The organism is Pedobacter sp. B4-66 (genome assembly GCF_018492665.1).
Lineage (GTDB): Bacteria > Bacteroidota > Bacteroidia > Sphingobacteriales > Sphingobacteriaceae > Pedobacter.
In genome coordinates, this window is the sequence record NZ_JAFVME010000001.1 from 916,508 (window position 1) to 941,980 (window position 25,473).

A 25,473-nucleotide genomic window follows, 5' to 3' on the forward strand; every position below is an offset into this window, starting at 1 on the left:
TAAAAATTGTTATATTGGCTAAACACCATAAATGCAGTCATATATGATACAAAAGGGGCAATTTACAATAAAAGGAGCAAATGAAAAAACCATATTTGGTGATACTACATATGACGATAAAAATACAAACAATGGTACCATAATATTTGTTCACGGCTTTAAAGGCTTTAAAGATTGGGGTGCACACAACCTAATTGCTGAGTGGTTTGCTAAAAATGGTTACCGTTATGTTAAGTTTAACCTTAGTCACAGCGGAGTAACCGCTCAAAATTTGAATGATGTAACGGATATGGAAGCCTTTGCTGAAAATACATTTAGCAAGGAGCTTTTTGATGTTGATCAGGTTGTTGACTATGTTTCGAGCACCTATCGGTCCTCCCCTATTTACTTGATTGGACACAGCAGAGGTGGAGGATTATCAATAATAAAAGCTGCAAACGATGCCAGAATTAGTAAATTAATTACATGGTCATCAATAGCTGATTTTTCAAGCCTCTGGAAAAAAGAACAGGAAGAAGAATGGGTTAAAACAGGCAAAATCTATGTGGAAAATGCGCGCACAAAAGAAAAAATGCCTTTAAACAGCACTTTATTGGATGATTTTAATAAACACGAAGATGAATTTAATATTCTTAATGCGGCCAAACGAATAAGCATTCCTTGGTTAATTTTGCATGGCGATGATGATGTAAATGTGAAATTTAGTGTTGCACAACAATTGGCACAGAAACAACTAAGTGCAAAAATACAAAAGATTGAAGGAGCCAATCATGTTTATGGAGCATCACATCCCTACAAAGAGGTAAAACTACCTGTGCATTTCCAGCAGGTAGTAGAAAAAACGCTGCAATTTATTACTTAAAACTATACCCTATACCAGCAGTAAAACCTCTATTCATTGTTTTAAATCCTTCAGGGTCACCGTAGCTAATGCTACTTAATCCTAAACTATAACCTCCATGAATATTAAACCCATTAGTCAGTTCGTAACCACCAAGAAAATTTATACCTGCATCACCGAACTTTAAATGGGATCCTGGCTTATCGCCGAACACAATATTTTCTGAGGTTTTAACATCATTACTTCTATTTTCAGCTACAAGAGTACCTTTAAACTTAATCTTACCTGCAACTCCAACAGCAACATAAGGCCCTGCTCCCACAAAAAGCTTACCCATTTTACTTCTAATATTCACTAAAAAATTAACTGGAAGCTCAATATAAAATGGGTTCACAGTACCTACACCTTTCGCAGAGTATTGTGCATTATCGCTTACGTACACATCTTTTGTTTTTGAACCCTTTCCAATAAATAGTAAGCCTGGCTGTATAGATAAGACATCCCCAGCAGGTATATCAGCTGTTAGGCCTCCATAAAAAGATACGTTTCTCGAGATATCATCTCCGGAGCTTTCTGATTCGGACCCCCTAAAGGTTGTAGATGAAATACCGGCCTTAAACCCATATTTTACTTGTTGTGCGGATGCACCTAGCCCTAGTCCTCCTAAGACTACTAATGATAGCATTAATTTTTTCACTATTTCAAGATTCGTTAATTTAAATACACTACGTATTTAGCAACGAAGATATCACTTTAAAAAATATTTGCAAGTGAAACAAAATACCGAATAAAAAAAAGCATGCTTTGTTGGAAGCATGCTTTTTTTTTACAAATTTCTTTACCGACTATTTAACAGTAAACGGCACTACTACACTACCCCACAAAAGGCTAACTTTCCCTGATTTTTCAATTTTAAAAGTCATTTTCTCTGTTGCCGAAGCTGCTTTACCAGGTTTTACTTTTACTGATAATGCATCATCTGCTGCATTGTATTCAGTGCCAGACTTATCCCATTTCTTGTTAAAAATGATAGTCCATTCATTTTCTCCAGGAATTGAATGCAAAGCGTATTTACCTTTAGGCAATGCTTTACCTTCAACTTTTACATCTTTACTTACTTCAAATATGGTAGCTTCATTAGCTCCTGTACGCCATACTTTTCCATAAGGGGCAATTTCGCCGCCAATTTTACGACCTTTAACTGAAGGTTGACTGTAATTAATACTTACAGTAGCTCCAGATGCAAGGGTTTCTTTTGCTGCTGCTGGTGGACTTGCTCTTTTGCTTTTATCTTCCTGAGCAGAACTAGTCATTGCGGTAAACAAACCGACAATTAATGTTAATACAAATATTTTTTTCATTCTATTAGGTTTTTATCCCCAAGATAAGAAAATAACTTTAATAAAATAAACACATTAAATAAAGGCTAATGTTAGTTGCTTTGAGTGTTCATGTTGTGAAATTCGTGCATGGTATCCTTTAAATCAGCATAAAGCTTTTTATAGATAATAAAATTTCGAAGATAAATTTCCGTATTTGAAATGTTCGGCTTAATAGTCTTTAAATCAAATGCTAAAAAATCAGGGTAGTTAGCAATTAAACCAAGAGTTTTCATTGCTAATAATGCAGCACCGACAGCCGAAGCATCTTCAGTTTGTGTAATCACCACATCTTTCCCGGTAATGTCTGCCATTATCTGCATCCAGACTTCTGATTTTACAATTCCCCCACTGATATTAATCTGTTTAACTGGCGCAGAATTTTCTTCGACAGCAACAAGAACATCATACATGGCATAGCAAATTCCTTCCAGCACAGCTCTCGAAAAATGAGCTTTATCATGTGTTAATTTTGCCCCAAAAAACACACCACAGCTTTCGCTATCCCATATTGGAGCCCGATCTCCTGTAAGATATGGTAGAAATAGCAAACCATTACTCCCTGCTTTTATTGCTGCAATTTTTGCAAAAAGCTGTTCATAATCGTTTTCTTCTAATTCGTGTTTAATATTGTCTTTTAGCCACCATTGCAAAGCAATACCGCCGTTGTTTATTGGGCCACCACATATAAAAGTTTGTTTATCCAGGATATAACTAAATGTCATTGCCTTTTCATTTGGTAAGGGTTTATCACTCGCTATTCTTACAGCACCGCTTGTGCCAATAGTCATAACAGCTATACCAGGCTTAATACCCCCACTCCCCAGATTGGCCATGCAACCATCACTTGCACCGATCACCACAGGCACACCCGACTCAATAAATTTCATATAATCCGTTGGCACAGGCTCAGAAAGCAATTTATCGTCTATTCCCGCTATACTCAGGGCATTTTTATTCCAAATTAATTGATTGACATCAAACAAACCTGTACATGAGGCTATAGAATGATCTATCTTAAACTCTTTAAAAAGCTTGTACCAAACATATTCCTTTATAGAAATGAACTTATACGTGAGTTTAAATAAATCAGGATCATTCTCCTTTAGCCAAATGATTTTGCATAAAGGCGACATAGCATGTATAGGTGTGCCAGTTGCTTTATAAATTGACAAGCCAATTTCAGATTCCCTTAGTTCTTTAGCAATTTCGGCACTTCTGTTATCTGCCCAGGTTATCACTGGAGCCAGTGCGGTACCATTTTTATCAACTGGTATAAGGCTATGCATTGCACTGCTAAGACCTATTACTTTTGGCAGATTGCCAACTTCAGCAATCATCTCATCCATACTTTTCTTAAAAGCATCCCAAATTTCTTCTGGATTCTGTTCATGAAACCCAGGCTTTGGCGAGTTAAAAGAATAATAATGCTGAACAGCCCCAAACGACTTACCTTCAAGATCGACAACTACAGCCTTTACACTCCCTGTACCCATGTCTATCCCTATAACATAATCCATAATGACAATTTAATACTGCAAGATAATCAATCTCTATAAACAACGAGACCTCCATAAATAGTACCCAACCATTTACTTCCCTTTCTATCAATTGCCATACATTTAATAGGAGAATCTGTATCAGGTGAGGATAAAACAGCTCCATTTTTATCACCAAATTGATAAAGATCAAATCCGCCAACCCAAATTCTATCGTTATCTATTGCTATAACATTTAGGCCCCTTGCCATTTCTGGACCAGCAACCTCATACCATATCGTACTATTAAAGCGAATTACCGATTTCTCAGCTGTACCTGTTAATGCAACTAGCACTTGATTCTGCTTATCTATAGCTAAACTATAGGGGAAAGCAGACCTATAACCAAGTTCATCTAACTTAAAAGTAGTCCAGCCATTCCCATCAAATTTTCTAATTCTCCCTTTAAATGCGAAATGATTAAAGGTCCCTAACCATAGGGTACCATTACGATCTACTTCCATATCGTATATTGCTTCGTCGCCCAATTCATCGTACGCCCTCCAATTGTTCTGTTCATCTATACTTACCAAACCATTGGCTGTTGCTATCCACGTAATTTTTCGAACTGAATCATAGGTCATACAACTAATACGCTCATCAGGCAGAGAACTATTGTCCTTTTTATAAACAGTCCATTTCTGATCATGATATTTAGCCAATCCTTTATCAGTCCCGATCCAAACTACCCCATTATTTTCTGTTAAAACTGATGTAATATAAGACGAAGGGAGGGGAGAATTCTGGATATCAAAAACCATCCAATTACTGCCTTCCATTCTAGTCAAACCCTTAGCCGTACCTACCCACTTAACATTATCGTTATCTATAGAAAGAGCATTTATCTGATTATCGGCTATTTTAGAGTTCGATGTATTATAAACTCCCCAACCCTTTGGAGTTTCAAAGCCACCATCATCAACTACATCCGGATCAGCTACTAAACTCTTCTTTTTACACCCACTCAACAAAAGTGAAAGGATCAAAATAGAGCTTAATAGCCATTTCATAAATACCGGATTTTATGTTTTTCTGATAAAATGCATTAGGCAAAATTAGACAACCTGGTTTTCAATAAATATGCAGATAAAATCAATATTTCATAAAAGATCACTAGACTCCGGTAACATCAAATACTCATTTTTATGAGTAAATACCATCATGTCAACGCTTGGCATTCAAACCATTTTCAATTTTGTTTGTTAATCTTAAGTACATTAAAATTTAAATCAAATGGGATTATTTAAAACTGCACTAATAGGAGCCGCCGTATACGGGATAGTTAAATATGTAACTAAAAAAGACACCAACGGCCGTTCAATAGTTGATGACATTAAAGAAAAAGCACCCGAATGGATGGAAAAAGCTAAAAACTTAAAAGACGAATTAAAAGTAGAGCTTGAAAAGCAACGGCACTAACTTTACTTAGTTTTTTGAGGTACCCAAATAAAATAAACCGGAACTTTCTTAATGTCCTTGGGCATCCCTGTAGATGATTTTCTCCAGCGTTTTTGCAATTCCGATGCAGATAGAGCCCTAAATTCCGGCGTTATTGATATACCCTTCATAAATCAGTAAAATTATATTTATTAAAATTACTAATATTTTTAGTAATTTAAAAGCGTAATTTTCAATATCCTGATAATTAATCCTTACAGCTTTCGAATAAGCCCGCCATCCGATGAGAACAAGTGCACAGTCTTAGAAATGTCAGGATACGCTAATTTATTTAAAAAGATTTTGTTTCGAACTCAATACATCGTAATATTGCGATACATAATTATGGGACTTACAAAAACAGAAATATTTACTGAAGAACAAAACCGCTTAGCGGTGATGCTAAAAGCTATGGCCCACCCTGCCCGCATTGCTATTTTGCAGCAAATTATTAAAACCAATGCCTGCATCTGTGGAGATTTAGTTGAAGAACTTGGGCTTGCACAGGCCACTATCTCTCAGCATTTAAAAGAACTGAAAACTGCAGGCATTATTCAGGGCACAATTGAAGGCGTGAGTGTCTGTTACTGCATCAATCCAACAGTATGGAATGAACTTCAACAACAACTATCCGGGTTCTTTTCAACCTATGAATTAAAGACAAACTGCTGTTAAAAAAATTTGCACCAATCAATCGTAATATTACAATTAAATATTTAAATAAATTATCATGAATACAACTGAATTAATCAACTGGCAAACATTTAAAAGTAAGCTAAAGGAAAACCCAGAGCTTACTTTACAATTTCAGTACGCAGAAGATAAGTGGGTTGATGCTTCTTATCATATCACTGAAATTAAACAAGCTCCCATTGTATCTGTGGATTGCGGGGGTGTTATGAACACATGGACAGAAATTATAGTTCAACTTTGGGAACCATCCGTAAGAGATAGCGAAAGAGCAATGCAGGTTAAAAAAGCGCTTTCTATTGTTGAACTTGTCGAAAAAAGCTTACCATTGAATCCACTGGCAATAGTAAAGATAGAATTCGGAAATTCTCAATTTGATACCCGTCAGATGTACCCAGGAGAATTTATCATAGATAACGGAAACTTTATTGTCAACCTAAGTCCTGATTTTACCCAATGCAAAGCCATCAACAGAGGCGGAAGTTGTGGCACAACAGAAACAGGTGAAGAATGCTGTACTCCAGCTACTAAAGAAGAAAAACCAAAAATACAATTGATAAACTTTGCTGCTGAAGGTGCCACTTGCACTCCAGGTAGCGGTTGCTGCTAATTAAAAATATGAAAAAGATACTTGTATTATGTACCGGCAACAGTTGCCGAAGCCAGATTGCTGAAGGCTACTTAAGATACTTTGCAAATAACAACGCAGAGATTTATAGTGCCGGAATAGAAACACATGGTGTAAATCCGAAAGCCATCGAGACCATGAAGGAAGATGGCATCGATATCTCATCACACACCTCCAACAACATCAATGAGTACATGGATATTGATTTTGATTACGTGATCACAGTGTGCGATAATGCTAAAGAAAGTTGTCCTTACTTTCCGACCAAAGCTCAGAAATTCCATTACAACTTCCCTGATCCGGCTAAAGCAATAGGAACTGACGAGGAAATCAAGGTGCAATTCAGAACTGTAAGAGAGATAATCAAACAGTACTCACAAGATTTTATAAAAACAAATATCTAATTATCAATGTCCGCTACGAATTGCTTCCCGGCAACGGAAAGAAGAAAATTAAGCTTCCTCGACCGCTACTTAACTTTATGGATATTCCTTGCTATGGCTGTTGGTATTGGAATAGGATATTTGTTTCCATCTTCATCTACCCTTATCAATTCATTTTCCAGCGGGACTACAAATATTCCGCTGGCCATCGGATTGATACTCATGATGTATCCTCCCCTGGCCAAAGTTAAATATGAAAACATGGGTAGGGTATTTAAAGACACTAAAGTGCTCTCGTTATCTTTGGTATTAAACTGGATTATAGGACCGATCCTGATGTTTATTTTAGCTATCGTTTTTTTACACGATTATCCAGAATACATGGTGGGCTTAATCCTTATTGGCCTTGCCAGATGCATTGCGATGGTGGTTGTATGGAATGAACTTGCTGAAGGTGACAGAGAATATGCCGCTGGTCTGATTGCCTTAAACAGCATTTTCCAGGTTTTACTATACAGCGTATTCGCTTATATCTTTATCACTGTTTTGCCTCCTTTATTTGGATTAAAAGGACTAGAAGTTAATATCACTATTGGACAGATTGCCGAAAGCGTAGCTATTTATCTCGGGATACCTTTTGCAATGGGTCTGATAACCCGCTATGCATTAATAAAACTAAAAGGGGAAATCTGGTTTCAGACCAAATTTGTCCCGCTCATCTCCCCCATTACACTTATTGCATTGTTATTCACAATTGTGATCATGTTTAGTTTAAAGGGTGATCTGATCATAAAGATCCCTATGGATGTACTACGAATAGCAATGCCATTAGTTATCTATTTTGTTATCATGTTCATCTTTAGCTTTCTTATGGGCAAATATCTGGGTGCTGATTATGCTAAAAATACAGCGATTGCATTTACTGCAACGGGCAATAATTTTGAACTGGCAATAGCTGTCGCAATTGGAGTTTTCGGTATTAATTCCGGACAAGCATTTACAGGAGTAATAGGGCCATTAGTTGAGGTCCCGGCTCTTATTGCATTGGTAAATGTTGCTTTTTGGTTTAGGAACAAGTATTACACATAAACTATTGCAACACCTTCACCCCTTCCTCCTCAATTTCCTTTTTCAGGTTAGGTTCCAGTTGAGTATCAGTAATTAAAAAGTCTATTGCTTTTAGTGTCTCAAATTTAACATAGGCATCTTTTCCAATCTTTGAAGAGTCGGTAAGTAAATAAACCCGCTCTGCATTCCTCAGAAAAGCCTTTGTTATTTGAGACTCCTTCTCACTATGAGCTGTTAAACCATTTTTTACGGATATACCATCCACCCCTACAAAAGCCTTCGTAGCATGATAGGTATCGATGTGCTGAACTGCCATATCCCCATGTACAGCCCTACGTTCTTTATCCAGCTCACCTCCAATCAGATTAATGCTAATGCCAGGCGTATCTACTAGTTCAGCGACTATTGGCAGAGAATTGGTAATGATCTTTAGTCTGCTAAGCTTCTTTAAATGGGCGCACATTGCAAATACTGTACTTCCACAATCCATAAATATCGTATCTCCATCTACCACATTCGCAGCTGCCACTTTACCTATTTCTTGCTTGCTCTCTACGTTGGCAGTTTGTTTTTTATTGAATGCAACCAATGGCAGATTGTCCAGTTTCATTGCACCTCCATGTGTTCGCTGCAACACACCTTCTTCAGAAAGATCTTGCAAATCCCTTCTAACTGTTGCCGGAGATATTGATAATTTCTCAGAGATCTCCATTACAGATAATGAATCAAACTCATCAAGTATCATTAAAATCTTTTTCTTTCTTTCCAGAAAACTCATATTAATAAATTACATTTGATCAAAAATAATCATTACCAATCACAATCAGTCATGAATAACACTATAAATATTATTAAAGAAGAAATTTTATCAGATGACTGGTATGTTCTAAAGAAAACCACATTCAATTTCTTGACAAAAAAAGGGATACAGGAAACATTAAGCAGAGAAACTTACGATCGTGGAAACGGAGCTACAATTCTACTGTATAACAAGCTTTTGCAAACAGTTATTCTCATTAAACAATTCCGCTTCCCTACTTATGTTAATGGCAATGTTACTGGAATGCTCATCGAAACATGCGCGGGTTTACTTGATGAAAATAGTCCAGAGGAAGCCATTCGCAGAGAAACAGAGGAAGAAACAGGCTACGTATTATCCTCTGTTCAAAAAGTATTTGAGGTTTACATGAGCCCAGGTTCGGTTACTGAAAAACTATATTTCTTTATTGCTGAATACACTACAGATATGAAAACAAATGTAGGGGGTGGCGTAGAAGATGAAGATATTGAAGTATTGAAAATACCATTTAATACCGCAATGCAAATGATCACAACAGGCGAGATTAAGGATGGAAAAACGATCATGTTACTTCAACATCTTGCACTTTCAAAAATTATGGAGCCAGCTCCTTAATGAATGAGCTTACAATTTTAGCGGAATCTTTTTACCTGTTTTAGCTGCAAGGTAAATAGCTTCTATAATTTTTAGATCCTTTAATGCCTCTTCCCCATTTACAGGCACAATCGGTTCTTTTCCTTCTAAAATAATGCCAGCCATTTCTTCCATTTGTACAGTTTGATGGGTAGTATGTGGTTGTGTTAACTCACCTTTATGCGTACGCCCTTTTATTGGCCCATAGCCCGTAGAAGGTTGCATTTCCGCAAAACCTTTTTCTCCTGACAAGAAAAATCGATCAAGGTAATTGATGTTATAGCTCGACAAGTAAGAAGCTACTGCCCCTCCAGGAAACCCCATTTGGAACTGAATAGTTTCATCTACCCCTTCCTTAAATATTTGAGGATTTGTTTTAGTTTCCTGTGCTGTTACCCACATCGGCTCTTCACCTATCATGTACCTAGAGCCATTAATGGCATAAATACCAATATCCATCATTGAACCACCACCTGCAAGTTGCTTATTCAATCGCCATTGGGTTGGATCACCTATTTTAAAGCCACATTGACCCTGAAAAAACATAACCTTCCCGAATTCACCGGCACTCCTCATTCTGATAACCTCAAGTGTTTTGGGTTCAAAATGCATTCTATAACCAACTAGCAATTTCACATTCGCTTTTTTACAAGCATCAATCATTTCTTGTCCTTCTTTAGGACTTATTGCCATTGGTTTTTCACAAATAACATGTTTTCCAGCTTTAGCAACACGAATTACCTGATCGTGATGCAGCGCGTTGGGAGTTATTACATAAACTGCATCAATATCGGGATTGTCCTTAATCTGATCAAAATTCTGATAGTTATAGCAGTTCTTCTCTGGAATAGCATACTTATCCTGCCAGTTCTTAATTTTAGAAGGAGTTCCACTAATAACACCTACCACTTTAGCTTTTACGCAAGACTGCATAGCATCGGCTACACGACTTCCATAACCACCTAACCCCATAATGGCAACGCGCAACACAGGCCCGTCGTAAGTTTCAGGTTTAATTAAGCTTTCTGCCCAGCCCGAAAGTGGCACAAAAGGTAAAACAATAGAAGAAAGTCCTATTTTCTGTAAAAAGTCACGACGTGAATCCATAATTGTGTTATTTAAAACACAATTTACACATTTTTTACTTCTACCCAATTACCATCTTCTCTAATCAATTCAATCAGATCATCAAGTGCACGAGCAGAATTCACATTTTTCTTTACAACCTCTTTTCCACGATATAAGGTGATTTTATCGGGGCCAGTACCTACGTAACCATAATCGGCATCAGCCATTTCGCCGGGACCGTTTACAATACAACCCATAATACCTATTTTGATTCCTTTTAAATGATCGGTACGTGAACGGATAAGTTGAGTAGTTTCCTGAAGATCGAATAGTGTACGTCCGCAGCTTGGACAAGAAATATATTCAGTTTTGGAAATACGAGTACGAGTAGCTTGTAAAATACCAAAACTTGTAGTGTTAATTAATGATAAACTTATTGCTTCATCTGCACTGATCCATACACCATCACCAAGTCCGTCCGTAAATAAAGCGCCTAGATCCGTGGCTGCAAATAGCATCAGATCATCAGAATTAACACCTGGATATTCTCTTTTTATGATAACAGGAACTTGCACATTATTCTTTATTAAGGATACAAAGAACTCTCTTTGGATAGCCATACCATGTGCAGCAGCTGTTTCTAATACCACAACAACGTTAGCTTGCAACTTAGAAAGGTCTTTATCAGTAGCCTCCTCAGCTTTTATACTAACAAGGTTTAAATATTCGTCTTTAATATCAGCGGCAATATATTCTTCAAATGAAAGTAAAGGATGGCAATTGTTCTTATCCTTTAAATTTAACCAGGTCTGATAATTGTAAATCTGCTTTAAATTCCCAGGAAAAGAGAATGAAGGCAATGCATCACCAAGATAAACCATATCAGTAGCCTGATCGGCCATGTTATATTTATCTAATCCAGCACTATATTTATAACCAACTGATGTTAAAAAGTAAGGGTCTTTTAAGTTTTCTTTAGATACATCAACCATCACTACAGGATGATGGTGACCGCCAATATGTTGTTCAGGTTCAGTATGTCTGCGATTGTATTCATAAGGATTATAAGGAAGGTCCTTAACAGTAATGCTTTCAGTTTGTCCAGCAATATTTGAATTTCCTTCACATAACAATGCTCGGGTTTCATACCTTAAAGCCAGTGCTTTTGCAACCGGAGCTTCAAATTCAGGATCTTCAGTTAGGGAAACTCTAATGGTGTCACCTAGTCCGTCTTCCAATAATGTTCCGATACCTACTGCCGATTTGATACGACCATCTTCTCCATCACCTGCCTCAGTTACTCCAAGGTGCAAAGGATAATTCATACCCTCTTTTACCATGGTTTCTACCAATAAACGGTATGCCTGAACCATGATCTGCGTATTACTGGCTTTCATAGAGATTACCAGATTGTAATAATTCTGGTCTTCGCACATACGGATAAACTCCATTGCCGACTCAACCATCCCTCTCGGTGTATCGCCATAATGGCTCATGATACGGTCGGATAATGAGCCATGGTTGGTACCAATGCGCATTGCCGTTCCATATTCCTTACAGATTTTTACCAGTGGTGTGAATTTCTTGTATATGCGATCCAGCTCAGCCTGATAAGCTTGCTGAGTATATTCAATATTTTCGAAGCGTTTCTTATCTGCGTAATTTCCCGGGTTTACCCTTACTTTTTCAACAATACGGGCCGCAGCTTCAGCAGCATTTGGCGTAAAGTGGATATCGGCAACCAAAGGCACATTATAGCCACGAAACCTTAGTTCTTTTTTAATATTAGCAAGATTATCTGCTTCCTTCATACTTGGAGCAGTAATACGAACGTACTCGCAACCAGAGTTTACCATTCTAATGGTTTGCTCAACCGTACCTAAAGTATCCATGGTATCGGTGGTAGTCATAGATTGGATACGGATTGGATTTAATCCTCCCATAGGGATATCCCCGATACTAACCTCTCTGGTTAGAAACCTTGAATACTGGGTTAAACTGTTACAATACCCGCCTTTTAACTCTTTCTGTAACGTGCTCTGATCAAATACTTTTTCCATGACTTGCTAATGTGCTACAAAGATAAAGATTATGTTTATAACTCTAATGTCAGATCAATCGGTCTTTTATAACCAATGTATCAGCTGCCAAATCATGAAAACATTGTTGTTTCTTATTCAGAAAGCTATATAAATAGCCAAAAAAGCATGGAGCTACAGATAGTATCTTAGCAGCATTTCGGCCATAAGCATTGTTTAAACTGATCCTATTTCCACCAAGGTCTGTAACCTTGATATTAAGCAAGCGCTTACCGATAGTAGCTTGCTTATCAGACGCTTCAGCAATACTACTATAAATGAATTTAGCAATAGAGATAAGCGGTAATCCCGCTAGGGCGACCATTATCCGCTGAGTTTTCTCTTCTATAAAGATGAAACTGAGGAGTACCAGCAACACATAAGCAAGTGTTAAGAAAAAATAATCTATAACTGAAGCAAGTAAGCGCTGATCAAAGGAAGCAAAGTATTGAGGTGCGGTCTTTTGAAAGGTAAAACCAAGAAGCTCACGCAGTTCTTGCAACTCGTGAGCTTCTTTATAATCATCCATCCCTGGCTTCCTGATAAAAGTTTCAGGCCGGATATTTAGTGACTTTAATTGTTCTAATTGATATGGGCCTTCCGGCTTCCCGTTTATTACAACGGTATATTCAATTTCATTCTTAATTTCCATTCTAAGAGTTAGCTTCTCGCATTTTAAATGCGACAAATCAGTTAATAGCGATTTACCTCAAAGCTACTCAATCCTCCATCTAAATTGATAAATATCTTTTTTGCTGATGCCTTATAATTTGGAGTTTCGTAAGTGCCATCCTCCAATTTAGTAAATCCGGTAAAGTCTTTTGATGAAAGTCCTGTTTTCGTTTTAATCCTGCATCCTGAATTTGTCGGGATTTTAATTTTAACATCTGCCACACCTGTTTTCACATTCACATCTGTTATAGGCAATAAATCTCCAATCTTAATATTCAAAGCTGCTGCACCACCATCAAAATTGAAAGCGCGTACTTTGTATTCCGAAAGATCGAAATCTACTTCTCCGGCACCCATGCTCATATGAATTTCCCAGGTAGGCTTGATATTTAATTTCATATCAACATCATTTCCACCATCACCCATATTCCATTTAGAGTTGCCTTTCATTTTAAAATTAACCGTAGTTACACTATCAGTTTTTTCTGTTTGCAATGAAAAGGTTCCTCCTCTTTTTTGTACATCAGCTGTGATTAGGCTATCCGTTGGACCTTTAAGATCAAAAGATGTTCCACCACCGGAGATATTCAAAACAGTTTTGGTAGATGCAGAGTCAGTAAAAGGATGTGAAAAGCTTAAATGTTCAGATTCATTATTATCAAAATTTACATCTTCTTCAATATGGGAATTCGACCATACTCTATCTTCCGGGGCTTGTCTGCCTTTGTAAAATAGAACCCCTAAAGTAATCACAAGGATCCCAATAGATATCATTCCGCCTACCTGTGATTTGTTCTTGTTAAAAAGAATATTTACACCGGCAATGATTAAAAATATTGGCCAGAAACGCCATACATTACGCCAGTAAAAATCGATTATATGAAAGTTCTCTAAAAGGAGTACCCCACCTATAAAAAGCAGTACAATACCCCACATTACTCTATCCAGTTTCATCTTAAATATCTTTTTTGGTGAATCTATCGTCTATTTTACTTTCGCCTGTAGCTGGGTTTTCAGGAACATCTGTAGGTGTAGGATTTACCGGTTCAGCTGGGCTATTCTCAGTATTTTGTCTTTTCCACTCTTCCCACGCATCTTTTCTTTTAGATTTAAGAATAAAGCTTACCCCTATTGCAACAAATACCAATGGCCATAACTTACTAATGCTAAACCAGAAAGGGATAATATTAAACTCGTTCATTAAAAAATACATACCTATTACGAGTAAAAATAGTCCCCCTATTGTTCGGCCCGTATCACTTTTCTGATAAGGTTTAAACTCAGGTTGTTTCTGTTCAGTAGTAAAACCGCCTTCATTTACTGTCGATGAAGTCCAACTTTGCGATTGCGCAGGGTTTGGAGTTTCAACCGGGTTTTGAAAAGGTTGCGAGAACGCATTTGGTGAATTAAAAGGGTTATTTTGTGGCCCTTTATAAAAGTCATTAAATTTTGAAAATCTTTTTGCCGGATCGTTATTTACAGGTACCACAATCCACATGATGATATACACCAAAATTCCTGTTCCAACCAAAAAGATGGTTGAGAGTACGAACAATAATCTGATTATCGTCACATCCACCTCCATGTACTCTGCAATTCCAGATGACACACCTGCAATTACTTTCTCATGCTCATTTCTAAATAATCTCTTGTCCATAATATATTTCCTCCTATATTTTAAAACTGTATCGGCTTTATAGTTATCTCATCAACATTTACGCCACTGCTTAAATTTAAAATGGTGTATATGGTATTCGCAATATCCTCTGGTTGTACAAAACGATCAGCTGGGATTTCTGTTCCCTCCCATGATGATGTTAATGTAGAACCTGGTAGTACAGCTGTTACCTTAACGTTGTATTTTGATAATTCATCCCTAAATACACTATTAAGACTTAGCAATGCCGCTTTAGTTACACTATAGCTACCTGCATTTTCTGCATTTTGTTTACTGGCTACCGAACATATGTTAAAAATATGGCCTGACTGCCTTGTACGCATCATTTTACCAAAAAACTTAGATAGGTAATAAGCTGAATTAAGATTGAGATTTAGTTGCTTTTCAAGCTGATCATCAGCCTCATCAAGTATAGATCCCTGCAAAAACATACCAGCATTATTCACTAAAACATCAACTTCAGACATTTCTTTTTTTACCGCATTGCAGAATGCATACACTTCATCTTTAAGACTGCAATCAGCCTGATAAGTAAATACCTTAACGCCGGTATACTTTAGTTCTTCAGCAAAACGCTCCAGTTCGGTCGTACTTCTTGAGCACACTGCTAAATCATACCCATTCTCTGCCAGCTTTATTGCAATGGCCTTTCCAATCCCTTTAGTAGCACCGGTAATAATTGCTTTCATTGTTTAAACATCTTATTTAACACAATAATACAAAAAACCACCACATGGCAAAACATTAATAGGCAAAGATTGGTTAGAAAAAGGGATTAGTACGATTTCAACTTTTTATTGTTTCTTTGTAAGAATATTGCACAAATACTTTAGCTAATTTTTCATTGAATGAATTTCACCAATTTTGGCAGGTACCTACTTTTATTGAAAGCGGTATTTAGAAAGCCCGAAAAGTTTAAAATATACTTGAAGGCCATCTTTAAACAAATGGATTTTGTAGGGGTAGGCTCCCTTGGGCTAATCGCCATTATTTCTACTTTTATAGGAGCAGTAATGACATTACAGATTGCCTTCCAGTTGGTTAGTGATTTTATTCCTAAAACCATTATTGGTTCTGTAAACAGAGATTCAAGTATTCTAGAGCTTAGTCCTACCATTACGGCTATTGTTTTGGCTGGTAAAATTGGTTCTGCAATTTCATCTGAAATTGGCACAATGCGTGTAAGTGAACAGATTGATGCACTAGAGATCATGGGAATCAACTCTCCCGGTTATCTTATCCTACCAAAAATTATAGCAGGTATTACCATGGTTCCTTTATTGGTAATCATGTCGATGTTCTTAAGCATTACCGGTGGATACATTGGTGGCACTTTATCTGGCGCTGTTACTCCTGCTGAATATATTCAAGGTATCACTACCGATTTTAATCCTTATACCATTGTTGTTGCCCTTGTAAAGGCCTTTGTGTTTGGTTTTATCATCACGTCTGTTCCTGCATACGAAGGTTTTTATGTAAAAGGCGGTGCACTTGAAGTAGCGCAGGCAAGTACGAGAGCTGTTGTTGTGAGTTGTATTACTATATTGGCATGTGATTACATTGTAACCCAGTTATTATTATGATCGAGATTAAGGACATACACAAATCATTTGGCAGCAACAAAGTACTACAGGGAATTTCAGGTAAGTTTGAAGCTGGTGTGACCAACCTGATCATTGGGGGTTCCGGTTCCGGTAAAACCACATTACTTAAATGTATGATTGGCCTGCACCACCCTGAACAAGGAAGTGTAGAATATGATGGTCGTGAGTTTACTTCCATGAACTTCGAAGAAAAGATAGAGATCAGAAAAGAGATCGGTATGCTTTTCCAGGGTTCTGCGTTATTTGATTCAATGACTGTTGAAGAGAACATTATGTTCCCTTTAAATATGTTTACCGAACAGGATCATAAAGAAAAGCTGGATCGCGTAAATTTCTGTTTGGAACGCGTAAACCTTGAAGGGAAAAACAAACTTTTCCCTGCTGAGCTTTCGGGTGGTATGAAAAAACGTGTGGGTATTGCCCGCGCTATTGCCATGAATCCAAAGTATTTGTTTGTTGATGAACCCAACTCTGGTCTTGACCCGAAAACTTCTATCGTAATTGATGAGTTGATTAAGGAACTTACTGAGGAATACAATACAACAACAATAGTTGTTACCCACGATATGAACTCTGTTATGGGTATCGGCGACTATATTCTTTTCTTGCACGAAGGCAAGAAATTCTGGGAAGGATCTAATAAAGAGATCGCCCATACTGAAATTCAAGAACTAAATGATTTCGTTTTTGCAAGCCGCTTTATGAAGGCTGCAAAAGGAAAGTTTTAATATATAATTATGATAAGCCTGCTAACACCCACGCATTGGAAAGATTATGAGCTGATCGATTGTGGTGATTTTGAAAAATTAGAACGCTTTGGTAATCTGGTATTATCCAGACCAGAGCCTCAAGCCGTTTGGAAAAAAACCTTGTCTGAAAATGACTGGAAAAAACAAACCCACATCAGATTTAAAGGTCGTTCAGCTACCTCTGGAGAATGGGTTAAGAACTCTGCTCATTTACCTGACCGCTGGAATGTTGAGTATAAAAACGATGATGTAACCATTAACCTACGTTTGGGATTAACCTCATTTAAACATGTTGGTGTTTTCCCTGAGCAAGCGGTAAACTGGGATTATATCTCTTCGTCAATAAAGAAATTTAAGACTCCAAGTCCTAAAGTATTAAACTTGTTTGCCTATACCGGTGCTGCTTCGCTAATTGCAAAAGCGGCCGGAGCAGATACAACTCACGTTGATTCTATTAAACAAGTAGTAAACTGGGCTAATGAAAACCAGGAGCTTTCTAAACTTAAAGATGTACGTTGGGTAGTTGAGGATGCTTTAAAGTTTGTAAAAAGAGAGCTTAAACGCGGTAAAAAGTATAACGGTATTATCTTAGATCCTCCTGCTTTTGGCCATGGACCAAACGGAGAGAAATGGAAACTGGAAGATCATATTCAGGAAATGATGCAGGATGTAGTGCAGTTACTAGATGAGGAAGAACACTTCCTAATCTTAAATACCTACTCTTTAGGTTTCTCTTCAGTTATTGTAGAGAACTTAATTAAAACTTCGTTTCCACAAGTAAGAAACCTTGAAACTGGAGAATTGTATTTACAGGCTACTTCTGGTATTAAATTGCCATTAGGAGTTTTTGGTAAATTCAACACGTTTAAATAAACGCTAAAATAAAAAAGACGCCGGGACCTAAACCGGCGTCTCTAAACACACTTAAACCCAGTAACACCTTACTGCTTAAGTTTCTTTCGCTGTTTATGCAATTACAGCTAATTCATTTGCTATCATTCTCCAGTTTTCATTTTCAGGAATACCAGGCTTACGTTTTCCAAAGAACTGAACTATGATATTTCCAGCTTTATCAAATACCTCAATACTGGTTACAATACCATCACTTGTTGGTTTTTTAACCAGCCATACATTAGCAATACCATCTTCACGAAGGTGCATGTTAAATTCAGGGTCTAACACATTAAACCACGGACCAGTTTGAACAAGTTTCTTTACTAAACCGGTATGAATCTGGATACATCCTGCGCTTGAAGTGAAAACCATGATCTCCAAATCTGTTTCAGAAGCTTTGGTTAAAATAGCTTTCAACGAGTCGGTTGTGATTTGTATGGCATGACCTTCGGGTGCCAAACGCAAACCTTGGGTACGACTTAATCCATAATTTCTTAACAAACCATGGAAATCGTGCGTATCCTTTAATGCCAACCATTCTTTCTTAAATGATTCTGCATCAACTTCTTCATCTGGTTTTTCTACAGGCGCAGCCTTCTCAGTAATTATCTCTAATGCACCAGTCTGATCTTCTGCAGTATATTTTTTAACTAATGCTTCATAGGCATCAACATCACTTGTATCTGTTAGGTAGATTTTGTGAATAGCCTCACCATCCTTACCAAAAAACTGCAAACTTTTACGGCTGTTCTCATCAACAGCAAAGGCCGATTTCCATGCATTCATAAATAACCTTAAATCGATATCAGGATTTACTGCCAACCCCATCATTCCATTAAAGGATACTTTTTTATAGATTCCTTTACGCTCATGAACACAAAAGTCATTACGGGTCAAAGCCATTACATAGCCTAAACTTTCAACTTGTTTTAATATTTCCTGGAACTGATCCTGCAAGCGGATAGCAGTTGAATTTACAGTTGTTGCAATTAATTCAGCTTCGCTAGTACCCAATTGTTTTGCCGCATCTCTGATACGTACTTTTGGGTTTTCTGTTTTAAATGCTTCCCATTGGCTTTTTAAATCTAATATCTTTTCCATTTTATATTGTTTTAATTAATTCGTTCTATTTTAAATATTATTACCTTTTAACTCACACTAGTAGCCGGTATAACCAGCGGGCAATTGTAATCTTCACATGCCATAAGTTTTACTTTGATACTAAAAGTCTCATGTATATTATCACAATTGATAACCTCAATAGGCATTCCCTCGGCAACCTTTTTACCATTTTTAAGCATCAATATCCTATCCGCAAAGCGCGAAGCATAATTGATGTCGTGTAAAATACAGATAACGCAATACCCCCTATCTGCAAGCTTACGTGCCAATACCATAATCTGTTGCTGAAACTGAATATCCAAACCATTTGTTGGCTCATCCAATAACAAACAAGCGTTCGGACTATCATAAACCTGTGCAATAACCCTTGCCAATTGAACCCGTTGCTGCTCACCACCTGAAAGCGTATTGTAATCGCGGCCCGACAAATGACTTATCCCTGTATCTTGCATGACTCTCCTTACTACTGAAAAATCATTGGCAGCAGGTTTCTGATCAAAATGTGGATAACGCCCCATCATCACCAATTCATCAACAACAAAAGAAACAGAAATAGTATTGTGTTGAGAAAGCACCGCTCTTGTCTTTGCCAGATCTTCAAGCCTGTAATTCATCAACTCTTTTCCCTTAATAAAAACCTTGCCTGAAGATGGCCTCATTTCTCTGCAAAGCAATTTCATCAAAGTACTTTTACCGGCACCATTGGCACCCAGTATGGCAAGCATTTCTCCAGAGCGAGCCTCAAAGCTCAGCCCATCTACCAGTTTTCTATTCCCAACTTTGTATGTTAAATCTTCTACTCGGATCATCTATAGGTTGTTTTTATTTTTCTCTGAGATAATTATATATATAAACACAGGCACACCAATCATTGCAGTTAAGATCCCTATCGGAAGTTCTGCAGGAGCAACTATTGTTCTGGCAATAAGGTCGGCTCCGGTTAATAAAGCAGCACCAAGTAATGCCGATCCAGGAATTACAAGTCTATGATCGGCAGTAAATGTCATCCTTATAATATGAGGAATAATTAAACCGATAAACCCAATTATTCCGGCCATAGCAACAGAAGCACCGACAGCCATCGTAGCAAGAATAATGATCATCCGTTTAACCACTTTAACATTTACCCCCATATGCAAAGCCTGCGGTTCTCCAAGCGCCAATGCGTTTAAAGATTTCGCGAAAAAAGGAAGTGTAACAATCGGGATTAAAACAAAGGGCAATAATGCGCTCACCGTTTGCCAGCTGGCCCCGCCTAAACTTCCAAGATTCCAAAAGGTAATGTTTCGTAATTGTGCATCGGTGGCCATGTAAGTCATTAACCCAATAAACGAGTTTGCCAACGCATTAATTGCCAATCCGGCCAGTAATAAAGTTGTTATAACAGTTTTACCATTCTTCATCGCAATGCGATAAACAATCATTGTGGTAATTCCTGCACCAATAAATGCTGCAATTGATAAAGCGTAAAAACTTAATGTACCTGTAAGGTTTTTAAAAATGCTAATCTCAAGTACAATCATTATTACTGCAAACAATGTAGCACCCGATGATATACCTATTAAACCAGGTTCTGCAAGTGGGTTACGGAATAAGCCTTGAATAGCGGCACCCGAAACACCCAAGGCCGCACCAATAAGCCCACCCAATAATACTCTTGGCAAACGAAGATTAAAAAATACGGATGCTTGTTGCGATGTAAAACCCTGATGATCTGACAACCTAGTATGGTAGCTTATGATAGATAACAGTTCAGAAAAACTGATATCTACAGCGCCAATACAGGAAGAAACCACCATCGTTACAATCAGCACCACGGCAAGCAGCACAATAATATATCCTGTTTTTTTAATCACCCTGTTGCTATTTAACTGCCTCGTTAATTTTGCCTGATAATTCTGTTATTGCCTTTCCTAAACGCAAACCGAAACTGGTAAGCAAAGCACCATCCATGGTAATGAACTTCTTGTTTTTACCAGCGTTTGTTTGTGCAATACCCTGAACCGTTTCCAATCCTTGTGCACCACCTAAACTTTGCAAACCATCATCAAACAATAAGATTACATCAGGATTGGCTTTAACCAATGCCTCGGAGGTTAACGGTTTGTATTCAGAAAACCCGGTTACTGCATTTTCTGCACCTGCCAACTGAATTACCTTATCTACCTGTGTACCTAAACCACCAACCATCATTGTTCCTGTACCGCGGGCATAAATAAATAGTACTTTGGCTTTTTTAGTATTGGTAATTTGTTTTTGAGCTGATGCTACTTCTGAGTCAAATACTTTAATTAAAGAATCTGCTTTAGCCTGTTGCAATAAACTATCGCCAACAGAACGGATTAAGTTTTTAGCACCATCTACAGAGAAATCCTGTTTAAATAACAAAAGCTTAATTCCGGCAGTTTTAAACTGAGCTGCAAGTTGCGGAGATACTTCTTTTTCAATCCCTACAACGATGTTAGGTTGTAAAGACAAAACACCTTCGACATTGATCTTGCTGTTATGACCAACCTTAGGCTTGCTTTTTAAGCTTTCCGGATAGCTACTTGTTATATCCGTACCTACTATGTTTTTTTCTAAACCTAGTCCGGCAACAATTTCGCTTACCGTACCATTTAAAGAAACTATTTTCACACTATCAGGCAATTGTCTTGCTGTATTGTTTTCACTAGTGTTTCTGCATGCACTAAACATGGCAGCGGCCATCGCCAGCATTACTATTTTTTTCATAATCAGTGTTTAAAAAGAGGAGCTTTCTGGGGGCAGAAAGCATCCTCATCTAACCAAACTAAACCAAACGTTTATCCTTTTTTAACTAGTTTATATTCTACTACAGGCTTACCACGAACTCCGCCATCACTTGCATGAAAACTGTTAAATTTCAATTTATATACATTGCCGGCACCATCTTTTACAATGTAAAACGAATCGGTTTTTACACCTATCGCAGTACCGGTTGTATTTCTCCATTTATCGCCAATTGCATCTCTTTTTGCATTAAATGTTACAGTGCTAAGGTTCGACTCAGAAAAATTCGCATAACTTACTACCGAAGTTTGAACCTGAGCTACCTGAACACCATTAAGGCTATTGCTGAAAACTATATCAGAAAAGCTGTAAGGGAAAATACCGTCCTGGTTTGTACCATAATACATGGTCCAGCTCCATACAAGATCCCAATTCGCCTTTGCTGGCTCAACACTTACCGATTTACCATCTGTAAGAGAGAAAAAGTTATAGTTTGAATTGGCATCTTTAACAATGTCAATAGATTTAAAAGTAGTTTCCTTTAGCTTAGCATATTGCAAAGTATAGCCATTTGCTTTGCGCAAAACTCTTACTTTGTAAACAGTCTCAGCGCTTATTACTGCACTATGGCTACCACCAATTGGACTTACCAGATATACTTTATTTTCAGAATCTGTAGAAGAAACAGTTTCAATTGCAGTCTTATTCAAAATATTAGCTTCTCTTGGATCATCAAATTTCTTAAACTCAATCTCAGCATCAGGACCTGTTGCCCCAAGAGCGATGGTTAAATCAGATACTTTAAAATCTGCCTCAGTTACCGCGTTTAAATCTGTTTTATCTAATTTCTTTGCCGAAGCTCCCGAAGCTCCATTCAAAACAACTTTAAATTCATTGCCCGAATAAAAACCTAAAGCCCAGCTGTTTCGAAGCACTGCAGTTTGCTGTGCACCACTTAAGTCTATATAAACACTGTTAGCAGCACTACTCCCTGCTTCAGCACCTGCTATGCCATTTAATGTTAGTGTTGTGCCGTCCGAAACCGGAACCTCTACTAGTGGATTTTCATCTTTACTACAAGAAGTAAAGGCTGTGGTAAAACACAATAAGGCAACGAGTTGAGTAAATTTGTTCATGATTTTATGCTTGTTATAATAATTAATAATCTAATTTTTGTTCCAGTTATAGCTTAATCCTACCACATAAGAGCGTCCGTAATTCAAAGGAACCGGGCCACCTGTTGAGTGTGCCGAACCCGTTGAAACTGATGTGCTGCTAATGGTGGTTACATCGAACAGGTTTTTAATTCCTGCATTCAGATTAAGTGATTTAAATATTTTTTTATTGATCATCAGATCAGCGGTGCTGTAAGAACCTGTTCTTTCAAGACTAACCTGATCAACTCCACCGACTGTATTTAGCTGATAAAAAGGTCTTCTTCCCGAAAACTTATAGGCTAGATTTACAGTGGTACCGATCTTAGAAAATGTATAAGCGATGTTGCTATTCACCTCTGGTGTCCATGCAAATTCATCAGACTCCCCTGGCTTTGGTGCATTGGCAACAAAGCGATTGTTAATACCTATGTAAGAAAGCCCCAGGGAAATCTGCAAATCATTAAGCGTTAAAGTGTTTTCAAAAGTTCCTCCGGTTGTTTTGTAGCGAGAAACATTTATAAGGGTAGTAATTGTAGGGTCGCTTGCAGAAAGACCGAAGTCTATTCTATTTCTGAAAGTATTATAAAAGCCACTTACAACCGAGCGGAAATCAGCGTTTTCATTACCCGATCTGGTAAAAGTTAAGGATCCGATAAAACTATGCGACTGTTCTGCCTTCAGGTTCTCATTTCCTAAAATAGAATGGCTGGCATCAAAGAAATCATAGTACAACTCACGCAAAGCTGGTGAACGGAAGCCACTTGCGTAGCCTAAACGTAAATCGAAATCATTATTTAACCTGAACTTTGTATTTAGTGATGGAATTACCGGAGGTGCATCGTAAACCGAATTCTTAATAAAACGAGCTCCTGGTCTTATCGTTATGCCATCTGTAACCTTCCATTCGGAAGAGATAAAGAAAGCATAATCATTAATTGAAGGGTCTCCTTTAATTCTTGCCCCGCTTGAACCGTCCAGATTAACCTCTATACCAGGTTGAAAAGACAACTGATCCGAAAATCTATACTGAGCTGTTGCACGGATGGATGTAGATTGAAATTTGGATACATCCTGCTCGCCAGCGCCACCAGATAGTTCTTCTTTTCCTGTAGAATAATCGTGCAGCACGCTTTTGGTTGTACGTTTTAAATTAGAGTAGCCCAATATTCCGCTAAGCTGTAATTTATCAGTTAGCTTGTAATCGCCCTGTAATTGCTGTGTATACCTGTTGGTAATGTATTTTTGATTAACTGCTTTAAAAATGTTTGGGTTATAGCCGCCCTTGCTCAAAATAGTCTCATCAGCATAATCCATTCGGTACCAAACATTTAACTTATCACTATTATAACCCAGACGACCATTCCCCAACCATTGCTCTTTAGGCTTCCACCTGTTGATATCAGCTGCAATCTGTGCTGAAGTAGCCAAAGCAGGTGCACTGTTAAAACCGTTAAAATCGTTATGTGTTACCCCACCAAGAACACTCCAGCCATTACTCTGCCAGCTTGCTCCTACATTTTGCAGATGAGATCCTTTTTTGCTGAAAGGTGAATATTCATCCCCTACCGTTTCCTCTTGGACCCTTGCATTAATGCTTAGTGTCTCTTTAGCTGCTCTTTTTGTAATGATATTGATTACCCCTGCAAGTGCATCCGTACCATAAGAAACTGAAAGCGGCCCTTCAACTATCTCTATACGTTCAATCGAGTTGATGTCAATCTGATTTAAACTTTCTCTGGTATCGCCCCTGTCTATCATCGGCACACCATCTAAAAGGATTTTAACATTTCTACCCGACATCCCCATTAACATCACATCACTTGTTCCAAGTGTCATATCATTAGAAAACCTAAAGCCCAATTCTGTATTTAATACCTGTTGAACATTTGTTGCTGCACGTAAACGAATACGTTCTGAATTAATGATACGAGTTCTGTAAACTGAATTTCTTAATGATTGAGGTTGATATTCGCCTGTAACCACAACTTCCTTTAGGCAATTAGCTGTTGTATCTCTTTTCAACTCTCTGCCCGCGCCTTTCTCTTGCGCCAGTGTTGTTGAAACGATAAAAAATACAGCCATTAATAGTAAACCAATTCTCATTAAACGATCTATTTAGAATAATTTTAAATAACACCGCAAGTATAAGAACTTATTTAGACTAATTCCAAACAATAAATAGAAAAATTTTAATTAACCCTGATAACCAGCTTTTTTATTACTACTGATAGTGGTATACTTGTAAAAGTTTAATAATGTAAAATGTTACCCAACATTAACATCTTATCTTACCATAAAAAACAA

General features: G+C 37.6%; 27 protein-coding genes. 10 read left to right on the forward strand and 17 right to left on the reverse strand.

The annotated features are described in order from the left end of the window. The first annotated feature begins 31 nt into the window (after positions 1-31). A complete protein-coding gene (locus J1905_RS03715; protein ID WP_250317980.1) occupies positions 32-862 on the forward strand; it encodes an alpha/beta hydrolase family protein in 831 nt (276 codons plus the stop codon). On the opposite strand, the gene J1905_RS03720 is transcribed toward J1905_RS03715, so the two are convergent. The 4 genes from J1905_RS03720 to J1905_RS03735 form a co-directional block, all read right to left on the reverse strand. Further along, positions 855-1,526 carry a porin family protein gene (locus tag J1905_RS03720; protein WP_214225876.1) on the reverse strand — a complete coding sequence of 224 codons (672 nt, stop codon included), beginning with the start codon at positions 1,524-1,526 and terminating at the stop codon, positions 855-857. The two genes, J1905_RS03715 and J1905_RS03720, sit on opposite strands and share 8 nt — an antisense overlap. A gap of 160 nt (positions 1,527-1,686) precedes the next feature. Next, positions 1,687-2,202: a DUF2911 domain-containing protein gene (locus tag J1905_RS03725; RefSeq protein ID WP_214225877.1), complete on the reverse strand. Its 516-nt coding sequence runs from the start codon at positions 2,200-2,202 to the stop codon at positions 1,687-1,689. Between the two features lie 71 nt (positions 2,203-2,273). Further along, complete coding sequence (locus J1905_RS03730; protein WP_214225878.1) at positions 2,274-3,740, reverse strand: gluconokinase; 1,467 nt, start codon at positions 3,738-3,740, stop codon at positions 2,274-2,276. A gap of 26 nt (positions 3,741-3,766) precedes the next feature. Continuing rightward, positions 3,767-4,768 (reverse strand): ligand-binding sensor domain-containing protein, encoded by a 1,002-nt coding sequence (locus J1905_RS03735; protein WP_214225879.1) that lies wholly within the window; start codon positions 4,766-4,768, stop codon positions 3,767-3,769. A gap of 223 nt (positions 4,769-4,991) precedes the next feature. Between J1905_RS03735 and J1905_RS03740 the strand changes: the two genes are divergently transcribed. The 5 genes from J1905_RS03740 to arsB all read left to right on the forward strand — a co-directional run bounded on the left by J1905_RS03740 (position 4,992) and on the right by arsB (position 7,985). Next, complete coding sequence (locus J1905_RS03740; RefSeq protein ID WP_214225880.1) at positions 4,992-5,177, forward strand: YtxH domain-containing protein; 186 nt, start codon at positions 4,992-4,994, stop codon at positions 5,175-5,177. Between the two features lie 363 nt (positions 5,178-5,540). Beyond that, positions 5,541-5,870: an ArsR/SmtB family transcription factor gene (locus J1905_RS03745; protein WP_214225881.1), complete on the forward strand. Its 330-nt coding sequence runs from the start codon at positions 5,541-5,543 to the stop codon at positions 5,868-5,870. Between the two features lie 55 nt (positions 5,871-5,925). Next, positions 5,926-6,495 (forward strand): DUF6428 family protein, encoded by a 570-nt coding sequence (locus J1905_RS03750; protein WP_214225882.1) that lies wholly within the window; start codon positions 5,926-5,928, stop codon positions 6,493-6,495. An 8-nt stretch (positions 6,496-6,503) separates the two neighbouring features. Beyond that, the gene (locus J1905_RS03755; RefSeq protein WP_214225883.1) at positions 6,504-6,917 is read left to right on the forward strand and encodes an arsenate reductase ArsC; all 414 of its coding nucleotides are present in this window, start codon (positions 6,504-6,506) and stop codon (positions 6,915-6,917) included. 6 nt (positions 6,918-6,923) lie between these two features. Then, the gene (gene arsB / locus J1905_RS03760) at positions 6,924-7,985 is read left to right on the forward strand and encodes an ACR3 family arsenite efflux transporter (protein WP_214225884.1); all 1,062 of its coding nucleotides are present in this window, start codon (positions 6,924-6,926) and stop codon (positions 7,983-7,985) included. A 1-nt stretch (position 7,986) separates the two neighbouring features. Here the strand turns inward: arsB and J1905_RS03765 are convergent, their stop codons facing one another. Beyond that, complete coding sequence (locus J1905_RS03765) at positions 7,987-8,742, reverse strand: DeoR/GlpR family DNA-binding transcription regulator (protein WP_214225885.1); 756 nt, start codon at positions 8,740-8,742, stop codon at positions 7,987-7,989. Positions 8,743-8,793: 51 nt separating this feature from the next. Between J1905_RS03765 and nudK the strand changes: the two genes are divergently transcribed. Next, positions 8,794-9,378, forward strand: coding sequence for a GDP-mannose pyrophosphatase NudK (nudK, locus tag J1905_RS03770; protein WP_214225886.1), 585 nt, complete (start codon positions 8,794-8,796; stop codon positions 9,376-9,378). A gap of 9 nt (positions 9,379-9,387) precedes the next feature. Here nudK and J1905_RS03775 read toward each other — a convergent pair whose 3' ends face one another. The 6 genes from J1905_RS03775 to J1905_RS03800 are packed head-to-tail and all read right to left on the reverse strand — an operon-like array spanning position 9,388 to position 15,581. Then, positions 9,388-10,503 carry a Gfo/Idh/MocA family protein gene (locus J1905_RS03775; protein WP_214225887.1) on the reverse strand — a complete coding sequence of 372 codons (1,116 nt, stop codon included), beginning with the start codon at positions 10,501-10,503 and terminating at the stop codon, positions 9,388-9,390. 23 nt (positions 10,504-10,526) lie between these two features. Beyond that, positions 10,527-12,524 carry a (E)-4-hydroxy-3-methylbut-2-enyl-diphosphate synthase gene (gene ispG / locus J1905_RS03780; RefSeq protein WP_214225888.1) on the reverse strand — a complete coding sequence of 666 codons (1,998 nt, stop codon included), beginning with the start codon at positions 12,522-12,524 and terminating at the stop codon, positions 10,527-10,529. 49 nt (positions 12,525-12,573) lie between these two features. Continuing rightward, positions 12,574-13,194: an RDD family protein gene (locus tag J1905_RS03785; RefSeq protein ID WP_214225889.1), complete on the reverse strand. Its 621-nt coding sequence runs from the start codon at positions 13,192-13,194 to the stop codon at positions 12,574-12,576. A 41-nt stretch (positions 13,195-13,235) separates the two neighbouring features. Continuing rightward, the gene (locus J1905_RS03790) at positions 13,236-14,168 is read right to left on the reverse strand and encodes a toast rack family protein (protein WP_214225890.1); all 933 of its coding nucleotides are present in this window, start codon (positions 14,166-14,168) and stop codon (positions 13,236-13,238) included. A 1-nt stretch (position 14,169) separates the two neighbouring features. Next, positions 14,170-14,871, reverse strand: coding sequence for a PspC domain-containing protein (locus J1905_RS03795; RefSeq protein WP_214225891.1), 702 nt, complete (start codon positions 14,869-14,871; stop codon positions 14,170-14,172). Positions 14,872-14,891: 20 nt separating this feature from the next. Then, positions 14,892-15,581 (reverse strand): SDR family oxidoreductase, encoded by a 690-nt coding sequence (locus tag J1905_RS03800; protein ID WP_214225892.1) that lies wholly within the window; start codon positions 15,579-15,581, stop codon positions 14,892-14,894. Positions 15,582-15,740: 159 nt separating this feature from the next. On the opposite strand from J1905_RS03800, the gene J1905_RS03805 reads away from it, so the two are divergent. From J1905_RS03805 to J1905_RS03815, 3 genes are read left to right on the forward strand one after another with little or no spacing between them, the layout of a single operon-like run. Further along, positions 15,741-16,475, forward strand: coding sequence for an MlaE family ABC transporter permease (locus J1905_RS03805; protein WP_068890118.1), 735 nt, complete (start codon positions 15,741-15,743; stop codon positions 16,473-16,475). After that, a complete protein-coding gene (locus J1905_RS03810; RefSeq protein ID WP_214225893.1) occupies positions 16,472-17,224 on the forward strand; it encodes an ABC transporter ATP-binding protein in 753 nt (250 codons plus the stop codon). The genes J1905_RS03805 and J1905_RS03810 overlap by 4 nt, the downstream gene beginning before the upstream one ends. A gap of 9 nt (positions 17,225-17,233) precedes the next feature. After that, positions 17,234-18,118, forward strand: coding sequence for an RsmD family RNA methyltransferase (locus J1905_RS03815; RefSeq protein ID WP_108203271.1), 885 nt, complete (start codon positions 17,234-17,236; stop codon positions 18,116-18,118). A 93-nt stretch (positions 18,119-18,211) separates the two neighbouring features. Here the strand turns inward: J1905_RS03815 and J1905_RS03820 are convergent, their stop codons facing one another. The 6 genes from J1905_RS03820 to J1905_RS03845 form a co-directional block, all read right to left on the reverse strand. Then, positions 18,212-19,240 carry a hemin-degrading factor gene (locus J1905_RS03820; RefSeq protein WP_214225894.1) on the reverse strand — a complete coding sequence of 343 codons (1,029 nt, stop codon included), beginning with the start codon at positions 19,238-19,240 and terminating at the stop codon, positions 18,212-18,214. A 47-nt stretch (positions 19,241-19,287) separates the two neighbouring features. After that, positions 19,288-20,070, reverse strand: a complete 783-nt coding sequence (locus tag J1905_RS03825) for a heme ABC transporter ATP-binding protein (protein ID WP_214225895.1) — start codon at positions 20,068-20,070, stop codon at positions 19,288-19,290. Further along, positions 20,071-21,117: a FecCD family ABC transporter permease gene (locus J1905_RS03830; RefSeq protein WP_350027963.1), complete on the reverse strand. Its 1,047-nt coding sequence runs from the start codon at positions 21,115-21,117 to the stop codon at positions 20,071-20,073. A 7-nt stretch (positions 21,118-21,124) separates the two neighbouring features. Continuing rightward, positions 21,125-21,994 carry a heme/hemin ABC transporter substrate-binding protein gene (locus J1905_RS03835; protein WP_250317981.1) on the reverse strand — a complete coding sequence of 290 codons (870 nt, stop codon included), beginning with the start codon at positions 21,992-21,994 and terminating at the stop codon, positions 21,125-21,127. 71 nt (positions 21,995-22,065) lie between these two features. Next, on the reverse strand, positions 22,066-23,148 hold the full coding sequence (locus tag J1905_RS03840) for an HmuY family protein (protein WP_214225896.1): 1,083 nt from the start codon (positions 23,146-23,148) through the stop codon (positions 22,066-22,068). A gap of 30 nt (positions 23,149-23,178) precedes the next feature. Then, positions 23,179-25,272 (reverse strand): TonB-dependent receptor plug domain-containing protein, encoded by a 2,094-nt coding sequence (locus J1905_RS03845; RefSeq protein ID WP_250317982.1) that lies wholly within the window; start codon positions 25,270-25,272, stop codon positions 23,179-23,181. Between the last annotated feature and the right edge of the window lie 201 nt (positions 25,273-25,473).

Bases quoted from the DNA above. Each gene is read 5' to 3' on its own strand.
- J1905_RS03715 (WP_250317980.1), top strand. From the start codon at position 32: ATGCAGTCATATATGATACAAAAGGGGCAATTTACAATAAAAGGAGCA.
- J1905_RS03720 (WP_214225876.1), bottom strand. From the start codon at position 1,526: ATGCTATCATTAGTAGTCTTAGGAGGACTAGGGCTAGGTGCATCCGCA.
- J1905_RS03725 (WP_214225877.1), bottom strand. From the start codon at position 2,202: ATGAAAAAAATATTTGTATTAACATTAATTGTCGGTTTGTTTACCGCA.
- J1905_RS03730 (WP_214225878.1), bottom strand. From the start codon at position 3,740: ATGGATTATGTTATAGGGATAGACATGGGTACAGGGAGTGTAAAGGCT.
- J1905_RS03735 (WP_214225879.1), bottom strand. From the start codon at position 4,768: ATGAAATGGCTATTAAGCTCTATTTTGATCCTTTCACTTTTGTTGAGT.
- J1905_RS03740 (WP_214225880.1), top strand. From the start codon at position 4,992: ATGGGATTATTTAAAACTGCACTAATAGGAGCCGCCGTATACGGGATA.
- J1905_RS03745 (WP_214225881.1), top strand. From the start codon at position 5,541: ATGGGACTTACAAAAACAGAAATATTTACTGAAGAACAAAACCGCTTA.
- J1905_RS03750 (WP_214225882.1), top strand. From the start codon at position 5,926: ATGAATACAACTGAATTAATCAACTGGCAAACATTTAAAAGTAAGCTA.
- J1905_RS03755 (WP_214225883.1), top strand. From the start codon at position 6,504: ATGAAAAAGATACTTGTATTATGTACCGGCAACAGTTGCCGAAGCCAG.
- arsB (WP_214225884.1), top strand. From the start codon at position 6,924: ATGTCCGCTACGAATTGCTTCCCGGCAACGGAAAGAAGAAAATTAAGC.
- J1905_RS03765 (WP_214225885.1), bottom strand. From the start codon at position 8,742: ATGAGTTTTCTGGAAAGAAAGAAAAAGATTTTAATGATACTTGATGAG.
- nudK (WP_214225886.1), top strand. From the start codon at position 8,794: ATGAATAACACTATAAATATTATTAAAGAAGAAATTTTATCAGATGAC.
- J1905_RS03775 (WP_214225887.1), bottom strand. From the start codon at position 10,503: ATGGATTCACGTCGTGACTTTTTACAGAAAATAGGACTTTCTTCTATT.
- ispG (WP_214225888.1), bottom strand. From the start codon at position 12,524: ATGGAAAAAGTATTTGATCAGAGCACGTTACAGAAAGAGTTAAAAGGC.
- J1905_RS03785 (WP_214225889.1), bottom strand. From the start codon at position 13,194: ATGGAAATTAAGAATGAAATTGAATATACCGTTGTAATAAACGGGAAG.
- J1905_RS03790 (WP_214225890.1), bottom strand. From the start codon at position 14,168: ATGAAACTGGATAGAGTAATGTGGGGTATTGTACTGCTTTTTATAGGT.
- J1905_RS03795 (WP_214225891.1), bottom strand. From the start codon at position 14,871: ATGGACAAGAGATTATTTAGAAATGAGCATGAGAAAGTAATTGCAGGT.
- J1905_RS03800 (WP_214225892.1), bottom strand. From the start codon at position 15,581: ATGAAAGCAATTATTACCGGTGCTACTAAAGGGATTGGAAAGGCCATT.
- J1905_RS03805 (WP_068890118.1), top strand. From the start codon at position 15,741: ATGAATTTCACCAATTTTGGCAGGTACCTACTTTTATTGAAAGCGGTA.
- J1905_RS03810 (WP_214225893.1), top strand. From the start codon at position 16,472: ATGATCGAGATTAAGGACATACACAAATCATTTGGCAGCAACAAAGTA.
- J1905_RS03815 (WP_108203271.1), top strand. From the start codon at position 17,234: ATGATAAGCCTGCTAACACCCACGCATTGGAAAGATTATGAGCTGATC.
- J1905_RS03820 (WP_214225894.1), bottom strand. From the start codon at position 19,240: ATGGAAAAGATATTAGATTTAAAAAGCCAATGGGAAGCATTTAAAACA.
- J1905_RS03825 (WP_214225895.1), bottom strand. From the start codon at position 20,070: ATGATCCGAGTAGAAGATTTAACATACAAAGTTGGGAATAGAAAACTG.
- J1905_RS03835 (WP_250317981.1), bottom strand. From the start codon at position 21,994: ATGAAAAAAATAGTAATGCTGGCGATGGCCGCTGCCATGTTTAGTGCA.
- J1905_RS03840 (WP_214225896.1), bottom strand. From the start codon at position 23,148: ATGAACAAATTTACTCAACTCGTTGCCTTATTGTGTTTTACCACAGCC.
- J1905_RS03845 (WP_250317982.1), bottom strand. From the start codon at position 25,272: ATGAGAATTGGTTTACTATTAATGGCTGTATTTTTTATCGTTTCAACA.